At 50.8% G+C, this 20,299-nt stretch carries 19 protein-coding genes; 9 read left to right on the top strand and 10 right to left on the bottom strand.

The window, feature by feature from the left end; translation table 11 throughout:
- Positions 1-158: 158 nt before the first annotated feature.
- Entirely contained in the window at positions 159-2,273 is a 2,115-nt protein-coding gene (gene ovoA, locus L2725_RS16125) for a 5-histidylcysteine sulfoxide synthase (RefSeq protein WP_249249864.1), read from the top strand.
- A 61-nt stretch (positions 2,274-2,334) separates the two neighbouring features.
- Positions 2,335-3,045, top strand: a complete 711-nt coding sequence (locus L2725_RS16120) for a 2OG-Fe(II) oxygenase (protein WP_249249863.1) — start codon at positions 2,335-2,337, stop codon at positions 3,043-3,045.
- Between the two features lie 76 nt (positions 3,046-3,121).
- On the opposite strand, the gene L2725_RS16115 is transcribed toward L2725_RS16120, so the two are convergent.
- Complete coding sequence (locus L2725_RS16115) at positions 3,122-4,672, bottom strand: AbgT family transporter (RefSeq protein WP_249249862.1); 1,551 nt, start codon at positions 4,670-4,672, stop codon at positions 3,122-3,124.
- Positions 4,673-4,944: 272 nt separating this feature from the next.
- On the opposite strand from L2725_RS16115, the gene L2725_RS16110 reads away from it, so the two are divergent.
- The 3 genes from L2725_RS16110 (at position 4,945) to glnG (ending at position 8,265) form a co-directional block, all read left to right on the top strand.
- A complete protein-coding gene (locus L2725_RS16110) occupies positions 4,945-5,469 on the top strand; it encodes a DUF4124 domain-containing protein (RefSeq protein WP_249249861.1) in 525 nt (174 codons plus the stop codon).
- A 289-nt stretch (positions 5,470-5,758) separates the two neighbouring features.
- Positions 5,759-6,856: a nitrogen regulation protein NR(II) gene (glnL, locus tag L2725_RS16105; protein WP_249249860.1), complete on the top strand. Its 1,098-nt coding sequence runs from the start codon at positions 5,759-5,761 to the stop codon at positions 6,854-6,856.
- Positions 6,853-8,265: a nitrogen regulation protein NR(I) gene (glnG, locus tag L2725_RS16100; RefSeq protein WP_249249859.1), complete on the top strand. Its 1,413-nt coding sequence runs from the start codon at positions 6,853-6,855 to the stop codon at positions 8,263-8,265. Before glnL ends, glnG begins: the two co-directional genes overlap by 4 nt.
- 124 nt (positions 8,266-8,389) lie before the next feature.
- Here glnG and fieF read toward each other — a convergent pair whose 3' ends face one another.
- Both fieF and L2725_RS16090 read right to left on the bottom strand, forming a co-directional pair.
- Entirely contained in the window at positions 8,390-9,259 is an 870-nt protein-coding gene (fieF, locus tag L2725_RS16095; RefSeq protein ID WP_249249858.1) for a cation efflux pump FieF, read from the bottom strand.
- A 55-nt stretch (positions 9,260-9,314) separates the two neighbouring features.
- Positions 9,315-9,791 carry a Spy/CpxP family protein refolding chaperone gene (locus tag L2725_RS16090; RefSeq protein ID WP_249249857.1) on the bottom strand — a complete coding sequence of 159 codons (477 nt, stop codon included), beginning with the start codon at positions 9,789-9,791 and terminating at the stop codon, positions 9,315-9,317.
- Positions 9,792-9,970: 179 nt separating this feature from the next.
- Here L2725_RS16090 and L2725_RS16085 point away from each other — a divergent pair, with 179 nt between their 5' ends.
- Together L2725_RS16085 and L2725_RS16080 are read left to right on the top strand one after the other, a co-directional pair.
- The gene (locus tag L2725_RS16085) at positions 9,971-10,657 is read left to right on the top strand and encodes a response regulator (protein WP_249249856.1); all 687 of its coding nucleotides are present in this window, start codon (positions 9,971-9,973) and stop codon (positions 10,655-10,657) included.
- Positions 10,658-10,667: 10 nt separating this feature from the next.
- Positions 10,668-12,035, top strand: a complete 1,368-nt coding sequence (locus L2725_RS16080; RefSeq protein WP_249249855.1) for an ATP-binding protein — start codon at positions 10,668-10,670, stop codon at positions 12,033-12,035.
- On the opposite strand, the gene L2725_RS16075 is transcribed toward L2725_RS16080, so the two are convergent.
- Positions 12,032-12,664 (bottom strand): TetR/AcrR family transcriptional regulator, encoded by a 633-nt coding sequence (locus L2725_RS16075; protein ID WP_249249854.1) that lies wholly within the window; start codon positions 12,662-12,664, stop codon positions 12,032-12,034. The two genes, L2725_RS16080 and L2725_RS16075, sit on opposite strands and share 4 nt — an antisense overlap.
- A 105-nt stretch (positions 12,665-12,769) precedes the next feature.
- Here L2725_RS16075 and L2725_RS16070 point away from each other — a divergent pair, with 105 nt between their 5' ends.
- The gene (locus L2725_RS16070; protein WP_249249853.1) at positions 12,770-13,618 is read left to right on the top strand and encodes a LysR family transcriptional regulator; all 849 of its coding nucleotides are present in this window, start codon (positions 12,770-12,772) and stop codon (positions 13,616-13,618) included.
- Positions 13,619-13,690: 72 nt separating this feature from the next.
- Here L2725_RS16070 and dddY read toward each other — a convergent pair whose 3' ends face one another.
- The 4 genes from dddY to L2725_RS16050 form a co-directional block, all read right to left on the bottom strand.
- Positions 13,691-14,944 carry a dimethylsulfoniopropionate lyase DddY gene (gene dddY / locus L2725_RS16065; protein WP_249249852.1) on the bottom strand — a complete coding sequence of 418 codons (1,254 nt, stop codon included), beginning with the start codon at positions 14,942-14,944 and terminating at the stop codon, positions 13,691-13,693.
- Positions 14,945-15,034: 90 nt separating this feature from the next.
- Positions 15,035-15,388, bottom strand: a complete 354-nt coding sequence (locus L2725_RS16060; RefSeq protein ID WP_115136383.1) for a cytochrome c3 family protein — start codon at positions 15,386-15,388, stop codon at positions 15,035-15,037.
- A gap of 4 nt (positions 15,389-15,392) precedes the next feature.
- Positions 15,393-16,898 (bottom strand): acrylate reductase flavoprotein subunit ArdA, encoded by a 1,506-nt coding sequence (gene ardA, locus L2725_RS16055; protein WP_249249851.1) that lies wholly within the window; start codon positions 16,896-16,898, stop codon positions 15,393-15,395.
- 557 nt (positions 16,899-17,455) lie between these two features.
- The gene (locus L2725_RS16050; protein WP_249249850.1) at positions 17,456-18,436 is read right to left on the bottom strand and encodes an MDR family oxidoreductase; all 981 of its coding nucleotides are present in this window, start codon (positions 18,434-18,436) and stop codon (positions 17,456-17,458) included.
- A gap of 219 nt (positions 18,437-18,655) precedes the next feature.
- Between L2725_RS16050 and trmL the strand changes: the two genes are divergently transcribed.
- Positions 18,656-19,120, top strand: a complete 465-nt coding sequence (gene trmL, locus L2725_RS16045) for a tRNA (uridine(34)/cytosine(34)/5-carboxymethylaminomethyluridine(34)-2'-O)-methyltransferase TrmL (protein WP_248936980.1) — start codon at positions 18,656-18,658, stop codon at positions 19,118-19,120.
- Here trmL and L2725_RS16040 read toward each other — a convergent pair.
- On the bottom strand, positions 19,115-19,567 hold the full coding sequence (locus tag L2725_RS16040) for a hypothetical protein (RefSeq protein ID WP_249249849.1): 453 nt from the start codon (positions 19,565-19,567) through the stop codon (positions 19,115-19,117). The genes trmL and L2725_RS16040 overlap by 6 nt on opposite strands.
- Positions 19,568-19,595: 28 nt before the next feature.
- Positions 19,596-20,168: a hypothetical protein gene (locus tag L2725_RS16035; RefSeq protein ID WP_249249848.1), complete on the bottom strand. Its 573-nt coding sequence runs from the start codon at positions 20,166-20,168 to the stop codon at positions 19,596-19,598.
- Between the last annotated feature and the right edge of the window lie 131 nt (positions 20,169-20,299).

Genomic DNA, 20,299 nt, shown 5'->3' with positions numbered 1-20,299 from the left:
ATCTGAGATTAACCGTTAAAAAATCTCAGAAATTTTTAGGGTGTCAACGCGGTCAACTGCGTAGTACCTCCAGGTACCATCAAAGTGTCATCCAAATCCGACATACATTGACCAAGCCGTTTGCAATCGGACTTTTATTATCAGTAAAAGGAGCTGCCATGCTGGACTATTCCCCCCTCAACCACACACTTTGGCTTGATGGTCAGGACGAACAACAGACCAGAAGGGAGCTGCAAGCGCGCTTTAATCATACCTGGCAGCAATACGAGTCGCTGTTTTCAGTGCTGAATTCAGATGAGGCTTTCTACCTGAAAGCTGAGCCCCTGAGACATCCCCTGATTTTCTACTTTGGCCACACAGCCACTTTCTTCGTTAATAAGCTCAAACTCGGCAAATATTTTGAACGGAGAATAAACCCCGAATTTGAGTCTATGTTTGCCATAGGTGTGGATGAGATGTCCTGGGATGATCTGGACGAAAACCACTACAAATGGCCCAGTGTCCAGGCTGTTAAAGAGTACAGAGATCAAGTTAAGTCTGAGATAAACCAATGGCTTGAATCCATGCCATTGAATCTGCCCATTACTCAGGACTCCCCTGCCTGGGTGATTCTTATGGGCATAGAGCATGAAAGGATCCACCTGGAAACCTCCTCGGTGATCATTCGTCAATTACCACTTAACTACCTCAAATCAAGCTCAGACTGGCCCGCCTGCAAAGACTCAGGAGAAGCTCCCACAAACAAACTGCTCAGTGTTAGTGGGAGTACAGTACTGCAGGGGAAAAACACAGAAGATAAAACCTATGGCTGGGACAATGAGTTTGGTCAACGCCAGATAAAGGTGCAGGACTTTAAGGCCTCACAATATCTGGTGTCCAACGGTGAATTTCTGCAGTTTGTTAACGAGGGAGGCTATCAAACGCCAAGGTACTGGGACAGTGAAGGTCAGGCCTGGTTGGAATACACCAGGGCAGAGCTCCCCAGATTCTGGATACGAAAGCAAGACGGAATATGGCAGCGAAACCTGACGGAAGAGATCCCTTTGCCCCTCAACTGGCCGGTCGAGGTCAACCAACTTGAGGCTAAGGCCTTCTGCAACTGGAAAGCAGAACAGCTGCAGGCACCGGTGCGACTGCCCAGCGAAGCTGAGTGGCACCTATTGCGTCAACAAATACCGGGTGAAGCATATGATTGGCAGGATCCCAGCGCCAATATCGCCCTCAATCACTTTGCCTCTTCCTGCCCGGTGAACAGGTTTGAACAACAGGGTTTTTACGACCTGGTCGGTAATGTCTGGCAATGGACAGAAACGGCTATTGATGGCTTTGAAGGTTTTGACGTTCACCCTCTGTATGATGACTTCTCTACACCTACATTCGACGGTAAACACAATCTGATAAAGGGTGGCAGCTGGATTTCCACAGGGAATGAAGCGATCAGCTCCTGCCGTTACGCCTTCCGTCGACACTTTTACCAACATGCAGGTTTCAGGTATGTGGAGTCTGCTCAAAGTCCCGATGCAGGCCTGTGCCTTAATCCCTATGAGACAAATGAGCTGGTATCCCAGTATCTGGAGTTTCATTACGGCAAAGAGTACTTCAATGTCCCCAACTTCTGTGTCGCAGGAGTTGCTACCGCACTGGAGCAGATCCAGCTTAAGCAATCCGCCAGAGCGCTGGATATAGGTTGCTCGGTGGGCCGGGCCAGCTTTGAACTGGCACACCATTTTGACCATGTAGATGCCATAGATTTCTCGGCCCGGTTTATCTCCCAGGCCTATGATCTGGTTGAGCAAGGCGAGAAGCGGTACACCATACCCACAGAGGGTGAACTGGTGGAGTTCAAGTCCATCAGTCTCAGACAGCTGGGATATGAAGCTATCGCGGCCAAAATTGACTTTGTGCAGGGAGATGCCTGTAACCTCAAGCCCAGGTTCACAGGTTATGACCTTGTGTATGCCGCTAACCTGATCGACAGGCTTAACGATCCCAGGCGTTTTCTTGACAGCATTGCTGAGCGTATCAACAACGGCGGCTATCTGGTTATTACCTCGCCATACACCTGGCTGGGCGACTATACCCCGAAAGATAAGTGGCTGGGGGGCATCAAGGTGAATGGCGAGAACTTTACCACGCTGGAGGGACTGACTGAGGCGCTTATCGGCCAATTTGAACTGGTTGCCGTGCGGGAAGTGCCCTTTGTCATCCGCGAAACCCGCCGCAAATACCAACATACCCTGTCGGAAATGAGTATCTGGCGAAAACGCAGTTAGTTTTAACCGGGACAGGGATCCTGTATCTTGCTTATAACACAGTGTTTAAAGGGAATTTAGAATGTTGGAGTTGGATATTGGATCCCGGTTGGCCGAACTCAGGTCTGAATATCAAGTTGATAACCGGGTAAATATTTCAAACGTTTGGAAGAACAACGGGGCCGAAACCCTGCTGGATGCCCTGAGTAACCAAACTGAGTTTGACCATGCCTTACATGCCAATGGTAGCTCTATCAGGCTGACAGACAGCCAACTTAAAGGCATGTCAAATCAGGAACGTCAGCAAATGCACCAAAGCATGATGAACCATGCCGCTCAGGGTGTTGGTTTTCTTTACAACAGTCACTTGCTCGGGCGTCAATACAGTAAACCCACCCCACAGTTAATCAAACAAGCCCATACACTGCTGAACACAGCTGAAGTCCTCAACACAATAAAAGAGCTTACGGGTCATCAGGACATTATCTATGCCTCCGCCCAGGCTACGCGCTATCTACCGGGGCACTTCCTAACAAGACACAATGATGTATATGAGCAGGAAGGTCGAAGGGTTGCGTTCGTGATGGGCTTTACTCCCAGGTGGCATCCTGACTGGGGTGGATTACTGCACTTCTATAAGCAGGATGGCAGCTTAACCGATACCTGGGTACCAAGGTTCAATAATATGGTGCTGTTTGACGTAAAGCACCCCCATTCGGTCAGCTATGTATCCCCCTTTGCTCAGGGAGCCAGATACTCCATCACTGGATGGTTCAGGGCAATTAAGCCTTAACAATAAAGAATAGGAACAAGAACGCCCGCATTCGCGGGCGTTTCTTTTTCAGTGTAGCAGCCAATTTTCAGTTTGCTTACAAACCGTAGCTGTAACTTGCCTGCAGACCCAGTGGAATACCCAGCCCCCAGTATGCCAACAGGAACAACGTCCAGCCGATCAAGAAGGCAATGGAGTATGGCAACATCATGGCGATCAGGGTACCAATACCTGTGTTCTTCACATACTTTTGGCAGTACACCACCACCAGCGGGAAGTAAGGCATCAGAGGTGTAATGATGTTGGAGCTGGAGTCACCCACGCGGTAGGCCGCCTGAGTCAGATCCGGAGAGATATTCAGCTGCATCAGCATAGGAACAAAGATAGGACCCAGCAGTGCCCACTTGGCGGAACTTGAACCCACGAACAGGTTTACAAAAGCGGTCAGCAGGATAATTCCGACAATAGTGATGCCGGATGGCAGTGCCATCGCCTTCAAAACTTCCGCACCTTCAATCGCCAGCAGCGCACCCAGGTTCGATTTACCAAAAGCTGCAATAAACAGGGCACAGAAGAAGGCCATCACTATATAGTAAGCCATGCTGCCCATAGACTTGCTCATGGCATCGATCATGTCTTTAGTGGCTTTAAAAGTACCGACGGTAAAGCCGTAAACCGCGCCCGGGATCCAGAACAGCAGGAAAATCAAAGGCACGATGGACTGCATCAGAGGCGCTTTAAAATCAGTCAGATCACCGTTGGCGGCACGCATTGGAGAATCTGCAGGTGCACTGGCCAGATACAGCAATGCCAGACCGGCAATCATAACGCCGGAAGCCAGCAGGAAGCTGCGCTTCTCTTTGGCGGTCACTTCATCAAATGATGGCAAGGAGCTGGTATCACCATCCACCTGAGTATTCTGCAGGCGTGGCTCAATAATCTTGTCAGTGATATACCAACCCAAGAGCACGATAAACAAGCTGGATGCAGAGGTGAAGAACCAGTTATTCAGCGGGTTTACTGCAATTTCAGGGTCGATAATCTGAGCCGCACTTTGGGTAAAGCTCTGCAGCAATGGGTCCAGACCTGAGGGAACAAAGTTGGCACCAAAACCACCACTCACACCGGCAAAGGCTGCGGCAATACCCGCCAGAGGATGACGTCCCATAGCATAGAAGATCACGCCCGCCAGAGGGATAACCAGTACATATCCGGCATCGGTCGCCGTATGGCTGACAATAGCAATCAGAATGATGGAAGGAGTCAGCAGTTTGGCCGGCGTCACTTTCAACATCAGCTTCAAACCTGTGTTGATAAAGCCTGAGTGCTCGGCCACGCCCACACCCAACATGGCAACCAGTACCACGCCCAAAGGTGCAAAACCGGTAAAAGTGGTGACCATGGATGACAGGAAGTTGGCAAAAGCATCTCCTGTCATCAGGTTATGTACCACCAGAGCCTCACCTGTACGGGGATCTATGGTATCGAACTGGAACTGGGAAAAAACAGCCGACAATACCCAGATTATCAGCATGGCCCCCAGAAAAATTACCGCCGGATCGGGCAACTTATTGCCCACAGTCTCAATACTGTTCAATATTCGGGTTACAGCTCCCTTCGACTGTCCCGAATCCACTTGCTGCTGCATCACAGTCTCCTGCTATTTTGTTATATGTATACTCTTTCCGCCTGTGTCTGCCCCCTGTCGCCACAGGCAAAAAGTCTCAGAGTGTGCGGTAAGATAGAGGTAAATGAGTGCTGACTCAAGTCAGGCAGGCTTGCAATTTGAAGCCAATGTTCCAGCCCGCCCCCACTGTAGCGCAATTTTGCACTTAAACCGCAATTATCCTATTGCCGGGCGGTGATTTTTTCCACAAAAGCCATTAATCTTGAACAGTAAGGCAATCACTGGACTGACATATGAAATATCCACTCCTGATCCTCCTGCTGCTCAGCACTCCTGTTGGCGCCGCGGTGTATAAGTGGGTTGATGAACACGGAAACGTTCACTATTCCGATACCCCGGTTGAAGGTGCTCAGCAGATTGAGCTGAAAGACAATACCCATAATACCGTGGTGTTGCCCAAGCCGATCCGCATCTCAGAACCGACAGAAGTTGAGGCAGTTCAATACCAACTGCAGATCAGTACTCCGGAGCAGGAAGCAACGGTGCGCAACAATAATGGTGACTTCAGCGTCAGCGCCATGATGACCCCTGAAGCCCCAAATGGCAGCCGCTTTCAACTGATGCTGGATGGTAAAGAGTGGGGAAGTCCCCGGGCTCGTCCTGTATTCCAGCTCAGAGGCATAGACAGAGGCGAGCACACAATTGCGGTAAAAGCCCTTAACGCCCAGGGACAAACACTGACAGAAACTGAGCCCAGAGTCATCTTCCTGCACCGCGCAACCTATAAGCCACCCAGACCTCAACCAAGGTCCAACTGAGACCGGCATTTATCCCGTGCCTTCAGGGCGCGGAGCTGCCCCTCCACCAAATAAAAATCAACGGCCGCTGTCAAAGCGGCCGTTGTTTTGCATTGAGTTGTACTATCCCGCGTAAAACCAGTTAAGTACACGGGGTAAAACTTGAAGCCAGGGAAGGATACTGAATTAAGTCTTTATATTTCATTGCATTACATAATTCCGCAAGCAGGTCATAACAGACCGGTTCACTTGCAGACTGCACCAATGTGGTGCACCATTGTGGTGCATGCAATCAATCAGTGGATAATGGATGACAAATATCTCTCCGACAATCTTGCTTAATCATATGGTTACCGCTGTTCTGGTGATAGATCAGCAACTGTTGACCCATTATGCCAATACGGCCGCTGAACAGCTGTTTGGGCTCGGCACCCACCGCCTGACTCAGGGCCCTCTGATTGAGATGTGTGAACAATTGGGTGTCAGCACTGACAGACTCGAAGAAGCTGTCATACAAGCTCAGGGGCTTACCATCAATACCGCCAGCCTGATCAGTCTGGATGGGCGCCACCACACGGTCGATATCACCCTAATCCCACTTGAACAAAGCCCTCTGCCCGGAGTGCAGGGTCCCTTTGGGCTACTGGAACTCAGGCAGGTTGACCAACAGCGCCGCATTCATCAGCAGCTGAGTCAGGATGCGCAACAGCAGGCAGCTCAGTTCCTGGTTCGTAACCTCGCCCATGAGATCAAGAATCCACTGGGTGGCCTGCGAGGTGCAGCCCAACTGCTATCCAGAGAGCTGCAGGAAGCGCACCTGAAAGAGTTCACCAGCATGATTATCGAGCAGGCTGACCGGCTGCGTACTCTGGTTGACAGGTTGCTGGGTCCGCAAAAGCCTACGCCTCATAGCGTGCAGAATATCCATCAGGTATCAGAGAAGGTACTGCAACTGGCGAGAGTCACCTGCCCTGACAATATCGAGCTGAAACGGGACTATGATCCGTCAATCCCGGATATGCACATGGACGCCGACCAGCTGCAACAGGCTTTGCTCAACATAGTGCAAAACGCCATGCAAGCGCTGGCAGAGAAAGGTGGTGAGATCTGCATTCGCAGCCGTACCCAGCATCAGGTCACCATAGGCCCAATACGTCATCGGCTGGTGCTGGAGCTGTCGGTTATCGACAATGGTCCGGGTATTCCCCCCCACCTGATGGATACCCTGTTCTATCCCATGGTCACCGGCCGTGACACAGGCTCAGGCCTGGGTCTGTCCATTGCCCATAATATTGCCCGGCTGCACGGTGGTCGTATCGATTGCGAGTCCAACCCGGGCCATACCGAATTTACCTTGTTGCTGCCACTTGGCAGCCAGTCTTATGCCAAAACAGAGGAGAGCTTATGAGCGAGCAGGTTTGGATACTCGATGATGACAGCTCTATTCGCTGGGTACTGGAGCGTGCGCTGCAGGGCGCCAAAATAACCAGTGCCAGCTTTGCCGCGGCCGAGTCTCTGTGGCAGGCACTGGAGACATCGAAGCCCAGAGTGATTGTCTCGGATATCCGAATGCCTGGCACCGACGGTCTGACGTTGTTGGAGCGGCTGCAACTTCACTATCCTGAGATCCCTGTGATCATCATGACGGCCCACTCAGATCTCGACAGTGCAGTGAGCGCCTATCAGGCCGGGGCCTTTGAATATCTGCCCAAGCCCTTTGATATCGATGAAGCCATCGCACTGGTCGAACGCGCCCTCAGTCATGTCAAAGAACAGGTACAAAGCCAGCCTGTCGAACCTGAAGTTAAAACGCCTGAAATTATCGGTGAAGCTCCGGCTATGCAGGAGGTGTTTCGAGCCATTGGTCGCCTGTCCCGCTCCTCCATTAGCGTACTGATTAATGGTCAGTCTGGTACAGGTAAAGAGCTGGTCGCAGGGGCGCTGCACAAGCATAGTCCACGTAAAGAAAAGCCCTTTATCGCCCTGAATATGGCTGCGATCCCAAAGGATCTGATTGAGTCAGAGCTGTTCGGCCATGAGAAAGGCGCCTTTACCGGCGCAGCTTCTGTACGTCAAGGGCGCTTTGAGCAGGCCAATGGCGGCACCCTGTTTCTGGATGAGATTGGCGATATGCCATTGGATGTACAGACCCGACTGTTAAGGGTACTGGCCGATGGGCAGTTTTATCGTGTGGGTGGACACTCACCGGTACAGGTTGATGTCCGGATTATCGCGGCCACCCACCAGAATCTGGAGCAAAGGGTAGCTGATGGTCAGTTCCGGGAAGATCTGTTTCATCGTCTCAATGTGATTCGGGTACACCTGCCTCCTCTGTCACAGCGTCGTGAGGATATTCCACAACTGGCCACCCACTTTTTGGCGTCTGCCGCCCGCGAGATGGGAGTCGAAGGTAAATCACTGGCGAAGGAAACCGCGGTCAAACTGCAGCAGCTGGACTGGCCGGGCAACGTAAGGCAACTGGAAAACACCTGCCGCTGGCTGACAGTGATGGCATCGGGACAGGAGATCCTGCCTCAGGATCTGCCACCTGAACTACTGGAAAACCCCGTGGTGGTTCACAGTAATCAGGCCACCACCACAGACTGGCAGTCAGCTCTGCGAACTTTGGTAGAGGAGCGCTTACAGGCAGGTGATATTGACCTGTTGAATGAGCTGATGCCCACCTTTGAGCGCATCATGTTGGAAACTGCGCTGCAGCACACCCATGGACATAAACAGGATGCCGCCCGCTGCCTGGGTTGGGGCCGTAATACCCTCACCCGCAAGCTGAAAGAGCTGGCAATGGAATACGCCTGAGCCACAGCAGGATTTAGCCACGAAGCGCATTCTCCGTTCGCTACACAGAGAACGCGAAGGCAGAGCTTAAGCTTTTCTTTGTGTTCTTCGTGTTCTTCGTGTTCTTCGTGGCTTATTGTCGGGATTACACTGGGTCTTGATGTACCAGCACTTCCGCCTCACCCAAGGCGTTGCGGATACGCTTTTCCGTGGCATCAGCTATCTCGTGCGCTTCATGCAGGGTCAATTGGCCATCCAGCTCCAGGTGCAATTGCACAAACATGGTCTTGCCTGATTGGCGGGTACGCAGGTCATGGAAACCTTTCACTCTGGCATCCAGAGTCACCAAAGCTGCTATCTCCTCACGGGTTTCAGCATCCAGCTCTCTGTCCAACAATGATTGGGCACTGTCATAGGCCAGCTCAGCAGCCTGATAACCGATATAAACGGCGATAAGCAGGGCGAACAGACCATCGGCCCACAACCAGCCAAAACTGGCCAGAACCAGTGCCAGCAGGACACCGGCATTGAGGAAAAGATCGGATTTGTAGTGCAGAGAGTCAGCGGCAACAACGGTACTGCCGGTCGCATCCAGTGCCTTCTTTTGCAACATCACCAACGCCAGCGTCAGTGCAATCGCAATAATGGAAACCACAATACCCACACTGGCATGTTCCAGCGGCTGGGGCTCTCCCAAACGCTCAATACCATGGATAAGCAAGAGTACGGCTGAACCCAGGATAAACACGGACTGCGCCAGAGAAGCGAGAGGCTCTGCCTTGCCGTGACCATATCTGTGGTCTTTGTCCGCAGGGACAATGGCATAGCGAATGGCAATCAGGTTAACGATTGAGGCCAGCGCATCGGCAAAGGAATCGGTCAGAGAAGCCAGCATACTGGCCGAGTCTGAGTACAACCAGGCAAACAGCTTAATGGCGATCAGGGTCAGGGCAGTCGCCACAGAGGCGCGGCTGGCCAGCCTGACCCAATAATCGTATTGGGAAGTTTCAGTCATAACGTCAATAATGCACTGAGTCGGGAAGAGTTATTGACGCTATTTTAACTCAGAATCAATTGCCTTTGGCTCGACTGGCACACTTTTCCATACGTTTCTGCAGTTTTTGCTGCTGCTCAGATGTCAGCATGTTGTAGATCTTGTTCTGGGTCTCCAGACGCATCAACATGCCTTGCTGGTGTTTTTCCTGCTTCTGGGCAATCAGCTCTTCGGCCTGGGCCTTGTCAAACTCTGCAGAGGTGATCAGGGTTTTCATCTGCTGGCGGAAAGCCTTACCTTCTTCAGAGTTGCGCTTGGCCCTGACTTCCTCTTTTTGAGTCTTTACCATAGCCTTGATCTGATCTTTCTGTTCAGAGGTCAGATCCAGTCCACGGAACATACCATGTCCCATCAGGTCGCAGCGCTTCATCTTATGGCCGCCTTTTTGATGATGACCTTCACCACCATGGTGACCGGCCATTGCCGGAGCAGACATTAAAGCAACGCCAGTGACTGTCGCCAGTACGATAGATTTCAGATTGAATGCTTTCATAAGTTCACCTCGGGTTTTTCAGGAGTTCGAAGCCAGTCTAAACACCCAAGAGTCAATGAGGGTTATAGGAAGGTAAATGAGTGTAAATCGATGTGACCTTTACCTTGACTTACAAACTCTGACTTCCATTGACTGTAAAAATTGTATACTGCATCAAAGAGTAAGTGACGAGGAAACAAATGAACCGGATTCTGCTAATCGATGACGATTTTGGGCTGTCGGAACTTCTGGGACAATTGCTTGAGCTGGAAGGATTCAAACTCACCATAGCGCATGATGGCCAGGCAGGTCTGGACCTGGCACTGAGCTGCGATTTTGATCTTATTCTACTGGATGTCATGCTGCCTAAACTCAACGGCTTTGAAGTACTCAAAGCGCTGCGTCTGCACAAGCAAACTCCCGTAATGATGCTCACCGCCAAGGGCGATGAGATCGACCGGGTAGTGGGACTTGAAATCGGCGCCGATGACTACCTGCCAAAACCCTTCAACGACAGAGAGTTGGTTGCACGGGTACGGGCCATTATCCGTCGCTCTGGCCTGAGCGTGCAGGAGTTGCAAAACCCTCACGGTCAGATGCTGGGCGATCTGCTGCTGGATCAGTCCCGTCAGGAAGCCTACTGCAACGACAAACTGCTGATGCTGACTGCCACCGAATTTGGCTTGCTCTACTCCCTGGCCAATAACGCCGGTGAGTTGATGACCAAAGAGGTGCTCAGTGAAGAGGTACTGGGGAAAAAGCTAATGCCCTTTGACCGCTCTCTGGATATGCATCTGTCCAATCTGCGCAAAAAGTTACCTGCCCGTGACGATGGACGCCCCAGGGTGAAAACCATTCGTGGCAAAGGCTATATCTGGATCCCCTGAGTTAAGGTCAATGAAACTGTCTTTCACGCCCAACAAGATCTTTATCAAGCTGCTGCTGGGCTTCTGGCTGTGCAGCTCGATGATTATTGCCATAGTGGTGCTGCTGCCCATGTTGCAGCAAAACCATGACAGAGCCCCCCTGCCTGCCAAGCTGGAAAAATTGCTGGCGGGTGCGGCAGGTTGGTTGCAGCAGGAAGCGATTCGGCAACCCGGGGACTTTCTGCACCGCTGGAGTGGCAGGCGTCAGGGGGAAAGCCGTCCCATACGTTTTTATCTGATGAATGAGGATGGCCAGTTTATCAATGGTAAGCGCAGCTCACGTATGATGCGCCACTTCGTATTGATGGCCGAGGATGCCGGGCATCCCATCAGCCATCAGTTCAAAAAAGATCTGGTGTTTGGCCCCTATCAATTTGAGATTCAGGGCAAGCAATACAGCCTTATCGGCAAGGTACCGGCACACCATCCTCGCCCCTGGTTCCTGTTTCTGGCCAACAATAAAATGGCGACTCTGATCCTGGCGATCGCGCTGTCCGGTATTATCTGTGCCCTGCTGGCATGGCATTTGGGCAAACCGTTAAGACAACTCAAATCCAGTGCTGAGTCGTTGGCTCAGGGGGATCTGGATTGCCGGGTCGATAAACGCACCGCCCGCCGTCAGGATGAGGTGGGGCAACTGGCTCAGGCCTTTAACGCCATGGCCGACGCCATCCAGACCACAATGAACAGTCAGCAAAGGCTAATCAGCGATGTCTCCCATGAACTGCGTACACCACTGACCCGATTGCAATTGTCACTGGCCCTGGCCCGTAAAAAAGGGCTGGAGGGGACTGAAGTCGACAGAATTGGCTATGAGGCAGAACAGCTCGAACTGCTGATCAGTGAACTGCTTGAGCTGTCACGGGTAAAGACCAGTCAGTCGGACAATATGAAGTACCTGGAGTTGTCAGAAACCCTCAGTCAGGTGCTGGATGATGCCGAGTTTGAAGCCGAGCAGCAGCTTAAGTTGCTCTATATTGATATCCCTGAAAACCTGAGTCTGAAGCACGATCCCCGCAGCCTTTCCCGGGCAGTGGAGAACCTGCTGAGAAATGCGATTCGCTACGCCACATCAAGAGTCAGCCTGACTGCCATGCAGTCCGGAAATCAGCTTGAAATCGTGATTGAGGATGATGGTCCGGGAATCAAGGCTGAGGAATTGGAAGCGATATTCAGGCCTTTCTATCGACCCGACAGCGCCAGAGAGAGAGAAAGCGGAGGCTGGGGCCTGGGTCTGGCTATCACCCATGCTGCCATACAGGCCCATAAGGGCAGAGTCACTGCCGAAAATGTTTCGCCACACGGGCTCCGAGTCAGGTTGCAACTGCCGATGATTTAGGCGTCTGATAGGTGCAACAATGCACTTAACTCACTGTCTTCTGGAACTTTTCGGTCCGATTGACCCAGCAGCTGGATAAGGGCATAACAAAACTGCCGGTATACAGCCACATTGTTGTGCGCCAACCTGGCATCATCTGAATTGATCAGATTACCGCGAATAAAGTCAGTCACCAGTTGGGTTCGGTCGTAACCATCCAGTTCGCCAATGGCGCGGATCATCTCCCGGTTCCAGGCAACATAGTCCTGAAATTGCTGATTGAACATCTGCACAAATGGTGCGGAGGCCTGTGCCAACAGCGCTTCATTTGGCATCACTCGCACGATGGTAAACCATTGAAACTCAAGGTTGGCTTTAAGTTTTCTGCAGTGATGGATCAGGAAGCAAAGTAAAGGGTCTGCAATTTCAGCCCGGTCGACGTCGCAGGCTTTAAGCCATTTGCCATAGGTATCGGCAGCCACAGCCACCACCAGATCTGCCTCTGATGGAAAATGATTATAGACAGTACCTCTGGATATCTGACTGGCAGCCACAAGGTGGGAGCGACATAAATCAAACACTTTATGTCCCTGTAGATATCGCTGAGCAACATCGATTAAATAACGTTCTCTTTGTTCCCAACTACTCATATGTGATCAAGCTCAAGTCGAATTAATTTTCGCTCAGGCTCTATCTCTTTCACTGTCCATGCATTTAGGCGATAATTATATCACGTCTAAATTCACTGTTAACTTATGGACAAGATCGCTCTTCTGAGATTTTTTAAAACTGTCACAGATTTAAAGAATATTGATAAGGCTGTAGAGTTATTATCAATATCGAAACATGATGTGGTCGACAGTTTAAAAAAACTGGAATCAAACCTGGGCCACAAGTTATTCGACAATTGTGAAAACAACGAACTGACTTTAACGGCGAAAGGTAATACCCTGCGCAACCTGGCAATCGCTTTGCTGGATTCAGCGCCGTTATCAGACACAAATCGCCGCACCACCATTCGTCTGGGCATGCCAACGGACTATGTCAGTCGTTACCTCGACTCGCTGCTGATGGAGTTTATCCGGGAGTTCACCCAGATAAATCTGAGTATAGATACAGACGTAAGTGGTAACCTGCTTAAGCGCCTGCATCAGGGTGCGTTTGATATGGTGATCGCGACTCACTGGCAAGAGCCTGCCGAGGCTTGCAAACTGTTTGACCGCCGCTTCCTCTGGGTCGCTTCTGCATCAGGCCGCGCACACTTGAACTCGTCGTTGCCTATTGCCCTGTATCCGGAAAACTGCCCTATTCGCGCTCAGGTATTTGCCAATCATAAGCTCGATAAGCCGCCGTTAAACATTGTACTGACAACACCGTCACCACAGGCTTTGTGTGAAGCGGTTGAGAATGATATCGCTGTCGCTCCAATCGCAGAGTTTCGTATCAATGACAAAATGCAGGTGCTGCCAGCTGCAGAGTTTGGCTTGCCGGAACTGCCCCTGTTTAATGAGTCAATTTACCTGTCAGACAACAATGACTCGGAGCAGCTGCAGCAGTTGAAAAAGATCATCAAAGCCAGCACCGAAGGCTTTGGCGGCAAGTAACCCGAAAACAAAAAGCTGGCCACTCAGTGCCAGCTTTTTAGCGGTAAAACCCATTACATCAAACCGGCTTCATTACCATTTCTGCTTGGTTAAATCACAACGAATAGTCTGTCCGCGAATGGCTGGCGTATTCGGATTTTCAGCCGACTCGCACAGGCGGGTGTTGCCATAGTCATTGTGTTCCCTGTTGGCATTACTGCGCGCCCACACTGTCACTATCGCTTTCTCATGAGGCCGGGCCTCACAATCACCATCGATTTCAAATGCATGAATGGTGTTGGCATGAAAATAGGTCAACGGGTCCGTCAGTGGCTCAGATGAGGCCCATGCCGACTGCTCATTGTGATAGTTGGTATCCAGTTCCACTTCCCGAATATCTGTAGTTTCAGACACTGTCTTCACTAAAGAGTTACCTTCCTGCACCGCAAAGGTTTTGAATTGATTGGCACAGGCTGGCTGACGAATAGTGTAGTAAATCTCTGAAATCGCATGATTATGATATGGGTAGAAGGTATCGACCTGCTGCATCACCATGCCCACTTCAGCCCCAACTGGCTCGCCGTTGATGGCATTAATACGCAGCAATCCCCAATGCCCCAGAATCTCAGCGTAAGCATAGCCGCCACGGATATTGTCGAAGTTGCGCTGATTACGCTCACTGTCTGCTGCATACATGGGTACCCAACCCACAGAAGCCCATAGGTTTGGCAACGCATTGGCTGATATATCCCGGGCGAACGTTTTTGGCATCACGATATCGTCTCCGGTCGCCATTTCGGAAAAGTGACGGGCAAATACCTGGCCGTGGATACGGGCATTCTCGCTGGTTTCCACCGAGTCCATATACTCACTGATAGTCGGTCTGTCGATCCACTGAGCCACAGGAGATTGTGCCAACACGCCAGCGTCAGGCATAGTCAGCCAGGACTCGCCTTTGCGGGGAGCGAAACACCTCTTCGCCGCATCCGGATTATTTACGATTTGGTAGATGTGCTTAACCATCTTCTTCATATCCTCATTCTCCATAATGCACATTCTGGAGAATCCGGGAGTCGTAGTTTCATACACTGCGATGTCAGAGTTTAAGCAGTCCGCAGTTGTACTTGTGGTCAGCGCATCAGCATAGGTCTTTAGATAGATCAGGGCTTCATTCCAAAGGGTATCCACCAATTTCTGCTCCTCGGCAGAATATTGGGCGTGGACCTGATCCCGGCACTCAAATACCGGAGATTGCATATCTCCCTGATAGATATTTCCGGCTTCAACGGCCAGGCCGGAAAAAGAAGGTATTGCCATTGCGGCACACAGAATCGTTTTTTTAAGCATAAGTGTCCCCAGGCTGAATGAATCAGCCATACGGAATAGGTCAGAGGTAAAAAGTAAGGCCGCTGTGGGAAGCGGCCTTTGAGGCATTAATCAGCCTTTGAACTTTTCATATTTGAAGGTGTGGCAGTCGAGACACAGAGGTTGATAGGTCTCAGGCTTCTGGTGTTCAGAGTGACACTCGATACAGGGTAACTCTTTACCATAGTGCAGGTTGTTATGTGGGTTCTGCCACTCTTCATCACCACCGCGCTTGGTAGCGTCAGCCAGGTCATCTACATCATGACACTGCAGACAGGATTGATCAGAAGGGAAAGATTTCAGGCCCTGATCGTGACAATCCTTACACTTGAATCCATCGTGCCAGGGTTTGATATCTTTGGCATATGCCCCTGTGCTGGCGCTGAGAACGATTGCCGCCAATGCGAAATATTTAACCAGTTTCATTTGCTTATCCTTTCATCACGTTACGGCCAGCGGTCATACCCATCACCATACATTCAGGGATGGAACAGGAACCCAAACGGGACACACCATGGACACCTCCGGTTACTTCACCGGCAGCATACAAGCCCTTGATGTGCTCACCTGACATGCTGTCCAGCACCTCAGCATTCACGTTGACCTGTACGCCGCCCTGACAGTAGTGAGCTTTGGGCCACAGGCGCACAACCGTGTATGGCGCCTTGATGTACTTGTCTTTGGCCATATCCATGATCTTGCCGAACTGAGGATCTTTGCCCGCCTTCACATAACCGTTGTACTCGGTAATCTGCTCTTCCAGCGCCGTCAGCGGCACATTGAAACGCTCGGCAATCTGTTCCAGAGAGTCGAACTTCCAGCCCACGTTGTACTTGAGAACTTTCTTACAGTTAGGGTGCTGACTGGCGTGCTCATAGCTGGTGATCATGATTGGAGGCAGTGGATTGCCATCCTGGTCACGACATCCCAGTTCAGCGTCCGCACGAGTCTTGCGGTCAGCAATCTCGTTCATAAAACGCTTGCCCGTGGCACAGTGAATGGCCACTGAGTGAGGGAAGTTATAGATGGAGTAGTTGGACACGTAACCGAAACCACCTTCATCAGGTGACGCCCACGGGCCGGATTGGATATGAGCCAGGTGTACCGGGACAGCACCCAGTTTGAACATGGCCAGCATGCCTTCACCGGTTGAACCTTCCACGTTGGTACAGCCCACTTCGTGGTTCAGGGTCGGGTCCTGAGCCATACGCAGCTTGATATTCTGAGCAAAGCCGCCGGTTGCCATAATGACGCCCCGATTAGCCTTAACATTTATCACCTTGCCTGAGTCTTCCCGACCGAAGTAATAGCCTTCACGGATCTTCACACCGACAACTTGGTTGTTGGCATTCAGGATAAAACCTTCAAACTTGGCACGGTTTTGAGTTACCGCGCCCTCTTTACGGGCCATTTTCAACAATGGCTGAGTGATACCGGCACCACAACTCACACTGGTTTGATAGGTGCGCGCAACAGAGTGACCACCCAGTTGTTGCAGGTATGGATGATATTCGGCACCGGCTTCAATGGTCAGCTGCAGCGCTTCGGCAGCATTGGTGGCAACATGGCGCAGCAGAGCTTCATCAGCAATACCACGGCCAGCAGTCAATTGATCCTGAACCATGGTTTCAATGGAATCGTTAACTCCTTCTCTGGCCTGCATAGGAGTATTTGGCGCAGCGAACAGACCACCGTTAATGGCAGAGTTACCCCCAAACATAGACAGTTTTTCAAAGATAACGACATCTTTGGCACCATTGCGTTTGGCTTCAATGGCCGCTGATAATCCAGCAAAACCAGAGCCGATAATCACCACATCGTAGCTCTTATCAAAAGCCACATCTTTGTCGCATACTGTGGCTGAAAACGCAGCGGGTGCAGTTCCCATGGTAATGGCGCCAATACCTGCCATTTTCAGAAAATTACGTCTTTCCATATCATACCTTCATCAATTGAAGCCTCTGGACAGCCATCATTCATACTGCATATTCAGCCTGATGAATTGTTGCTGCCACCGATGCCATCTCAGGTTATTCACCTGAGCCCCATCCATTTATGCTGAAGCAACTCAGCTTATATTTGTCGACACAGTTGAAGCAGGGGGATACGTCAGTCAGACTTTCAATATTCCCCGGGCAATGCGCTATTTGATGACGAAGTGAATAGCGCCTGGCCACTGACAATATGGAGGTCGTTAATTATCAGGCTTTAATCTTGTGTCTGAGAGGATAGTAATCTTGGAATGGCTTCCAATCTGAGAATAAAGCGTAAATACAAAGTAATGAGATTTAATTATTCAAAAATATAAGAACAACATCATGAATCATTAAAACTTGTCTATCGGGCAGGAAAATGGAATGGATTCCAATTTGTCATGATTGGCACTAGAAATTAAAGAAGTGACTTATAAATTAGCGAGGCATAAATAAGCCCGTACTAACCATGAATATAAAAAAAGCGGGCCATAGCCCGCTCTTTCAACATATTCCAAAATTACAGCTTAACCAGTACCCGCCCGGTTACCTGACCACGGATAATCTTGTTGGCGTACTCTTCCACCTGCTCAAGGCTGATGGCATTGCAGGCGTGGGCAAAGAAGCTTTCAGGCAGGATTTCAAGAATGCGCTCCCAGGCTGCCTGACGCTTGGCAAATGGGCAATAAACTGAATCGATACCCTGCAAGCGCACACCGCGCAGAATAAATGGCATCACAGTTGTTGGCAGAGCAAAGCCACCGGCCAGACCGCAAATCGCGGCAACTGAGTCATACTTCATTTGCGACAGCGCAGTTCCCAGGACCTTATTACCCACGGTATCGACCAAACCAGCCCACAGCTGTCTCTCCAATGGACGGGCATCACGATCCAGCTCACTGCGATCCAGCACACTTGAGGCACCCAGTGCTTTAAGCAGCTCACTGTTCTCTTCCACACGACCAGAGCTGGCAACCACTTCATATCCCAGCTTGGCCAACAGAGTCACGGCAACACTGCCTACACCACCACTGGCACCGGTAACCAATACAGGGCCGGACTCTGGCTTCACGCCACCATCCACCAACGCCTGTACACACAGCATGGCCGTCAAACCAGCAGTACCAATCTGCATCGCTTTGGTTTCATCACAGTTGGCAGGCATAGGGACCAGCCAGTCAGCTTTGAAGCGGGCCTTTTCAGCCATACCACCCCAGTGGCCTTCGCCTACACCCCACCCGGTCAGAATCACTTTGTCGCCCGCCTGATATCTCTCGTCAGTGGACTCAATAACAGTACCAGCACAATCAATACCGGGAACCATAGGGAATTGAGTTACTACCGGTGCCTTACCTGTTACCGCCAAACCATCTTTGTAGTTAATGGAAGAGCAGGCAACATCAACCAGCACCTCACCTTGAGGCAGGTCGTCGATTGAAATCTCGGTCAGCTGGGCAATGGTTTTCTTGTCTTCTTGGTTGAGCAGGAGGGCTTTAACCATAATCTGAGTCTCTCGGGTTGGGCGCTTGAGCGCACTGAAAGAAGTCTGATACTCGGCAATGGCTGCTTGAGTATTAGCGATAGCTACAATAAAGCAAAGATACTACAGTCGGAATCAGTTCCAAGCTGTGACAGGCACATAATTTTACGGCCTGGAACCACCCGGCGCAGGGCTGGTGATATAATCTCCCCAACTTACAGCTGTTTAAACGTTCAGACTATGTTTCACATCGCATTATACGAACCAGAAATCGCCCCGAATACCGGCAACATTATGAGACTGTGCGCCAACAACGGTTGTCAGCTTCACCTGATTGAACCCATGGGCTTTGATCTTGAGGAGAAAAAACTGCGACGGGCCGGACTGGATTACCGGGATATGGCCAATGTCACCCGACACGCAAACTTCGAAGCCTTTCTGACCGCTATGATTGGCAAGCGCATTATGGCCTGCACCACCAAGGGCAGCAGACCCCATTCAGAACTGACTTATCAGGAAGGTGATGTCTTGCTGTTTGGCCCTGAGTCCCGTGGGTTACCCATGAATATCATCAACAGTATCCCAGCAGATCAGAGATTGCGGATCCCTATGCTGCCTGACAGCCGCAGCCTGAATCTGTCCAATGCCGTGGCAATTATCAGCTATGAAGCGCTGCGCCAACTCAACTATCCGGGCGCGTTATAAGACGGGTTGTAACTCAATCCCCCGCAGGACCTGGTAATCGGCATAGTCATCATCCAGAAACTGTACCTGTTGCAACCAGCGCCACCCCGAATCCTGAGCATCAAAGACCAGTCTGACCATGGCTGGTCTTTCTGTTACCTGCCCCTGCCCCAACAAGGAAAAGCCCTTGCCCTGACGGTACAGACTGAACTCGCGAACGACAGGCTCTCCCACGCCATTATCCATAATCAGTCGGATATGTGAGCCAACATCACTGAACCACCAGGATTCACTCTTGTCCCCCGCGACAGTGACGGATAAAAACAGCTGCCTGTTATCCTCACTGCATACTCCCTGCATTTGCACCTGTCCGGGCGCCTGGCCGGCATCAGCGGAATAGCCCTGCCAGTGACCTGACAGGGCTTTACACATAGAAAACAGTGGGATTTTTTCTGCAGTGGCTGGCATAGCAACCACAGCCAAAAGAAGAAGTGCCTTAGAAGAGTTCGATATCATCGTCTTGTTCCAGATGCTCATCCCGGTAAAGCGCCAGGGCTTCACTCAGGGGGGTTCCCTGGATAACAAGATCAAACATTTTCTTTTCACATTCAAGAGAGTAATTCATCTTTATCTCTTTCTGGATCGCCTTCCAGGACTGTGGCTTGATACGACGCACTTCGTCGCTCAGAATATCCTCTGCCAGTTCCAGTCCAGTTACAACGTGTTCGAGACGCTGAGACAAACGATCGTAAAATTGGAAGGCGATAACCCCTTCGTTGATTTTTGACTCGAGCACATTACCATGCTGCATAATCTCCTCCGGTGTATCCGGAGTATCCCTCAGGTGTTTATTTACCTCACGCAGATGTCCTGCCATCTCAGTAAAGAGAAGCCCCAGGCCTGTGACATTGTGGTCTCCATCCGTTAATGTCAGCTCTATCTGCGCCATCGACAGCAGCAACAACTTCACTGTCTCGTGTATATGGATCCAATCCACTGTATGAGGGTCAGCACCTTCGATGTGCCCTGCAGTATCCAGGTTACCCTGTCCTAAATCCAAATCTGCCATTATCCGTTCCCTGTCTGCACTTAAATCCTGACTTCAACCAGAGTTCCATCAGGATCATCGGAATTCGATACACATTAAGTGTAGAACACTTGCGACAATGTCACGGATAAGTAGAAAAAAACCTTGTAAAA

Source organism: Shewanella corallii (genome assembly GCF_023349125.1).
GTDB classification, from domain to species: domain Bacteria; phylum Pseudomonadota; class Gammaproteobacteria; order Enterobacterales; family Shewanellaceae; genus Shewanella; species Shewanella corallii.
This window is presented reverse-complemented; position numbering and strand designations above follow the sequence as displayed.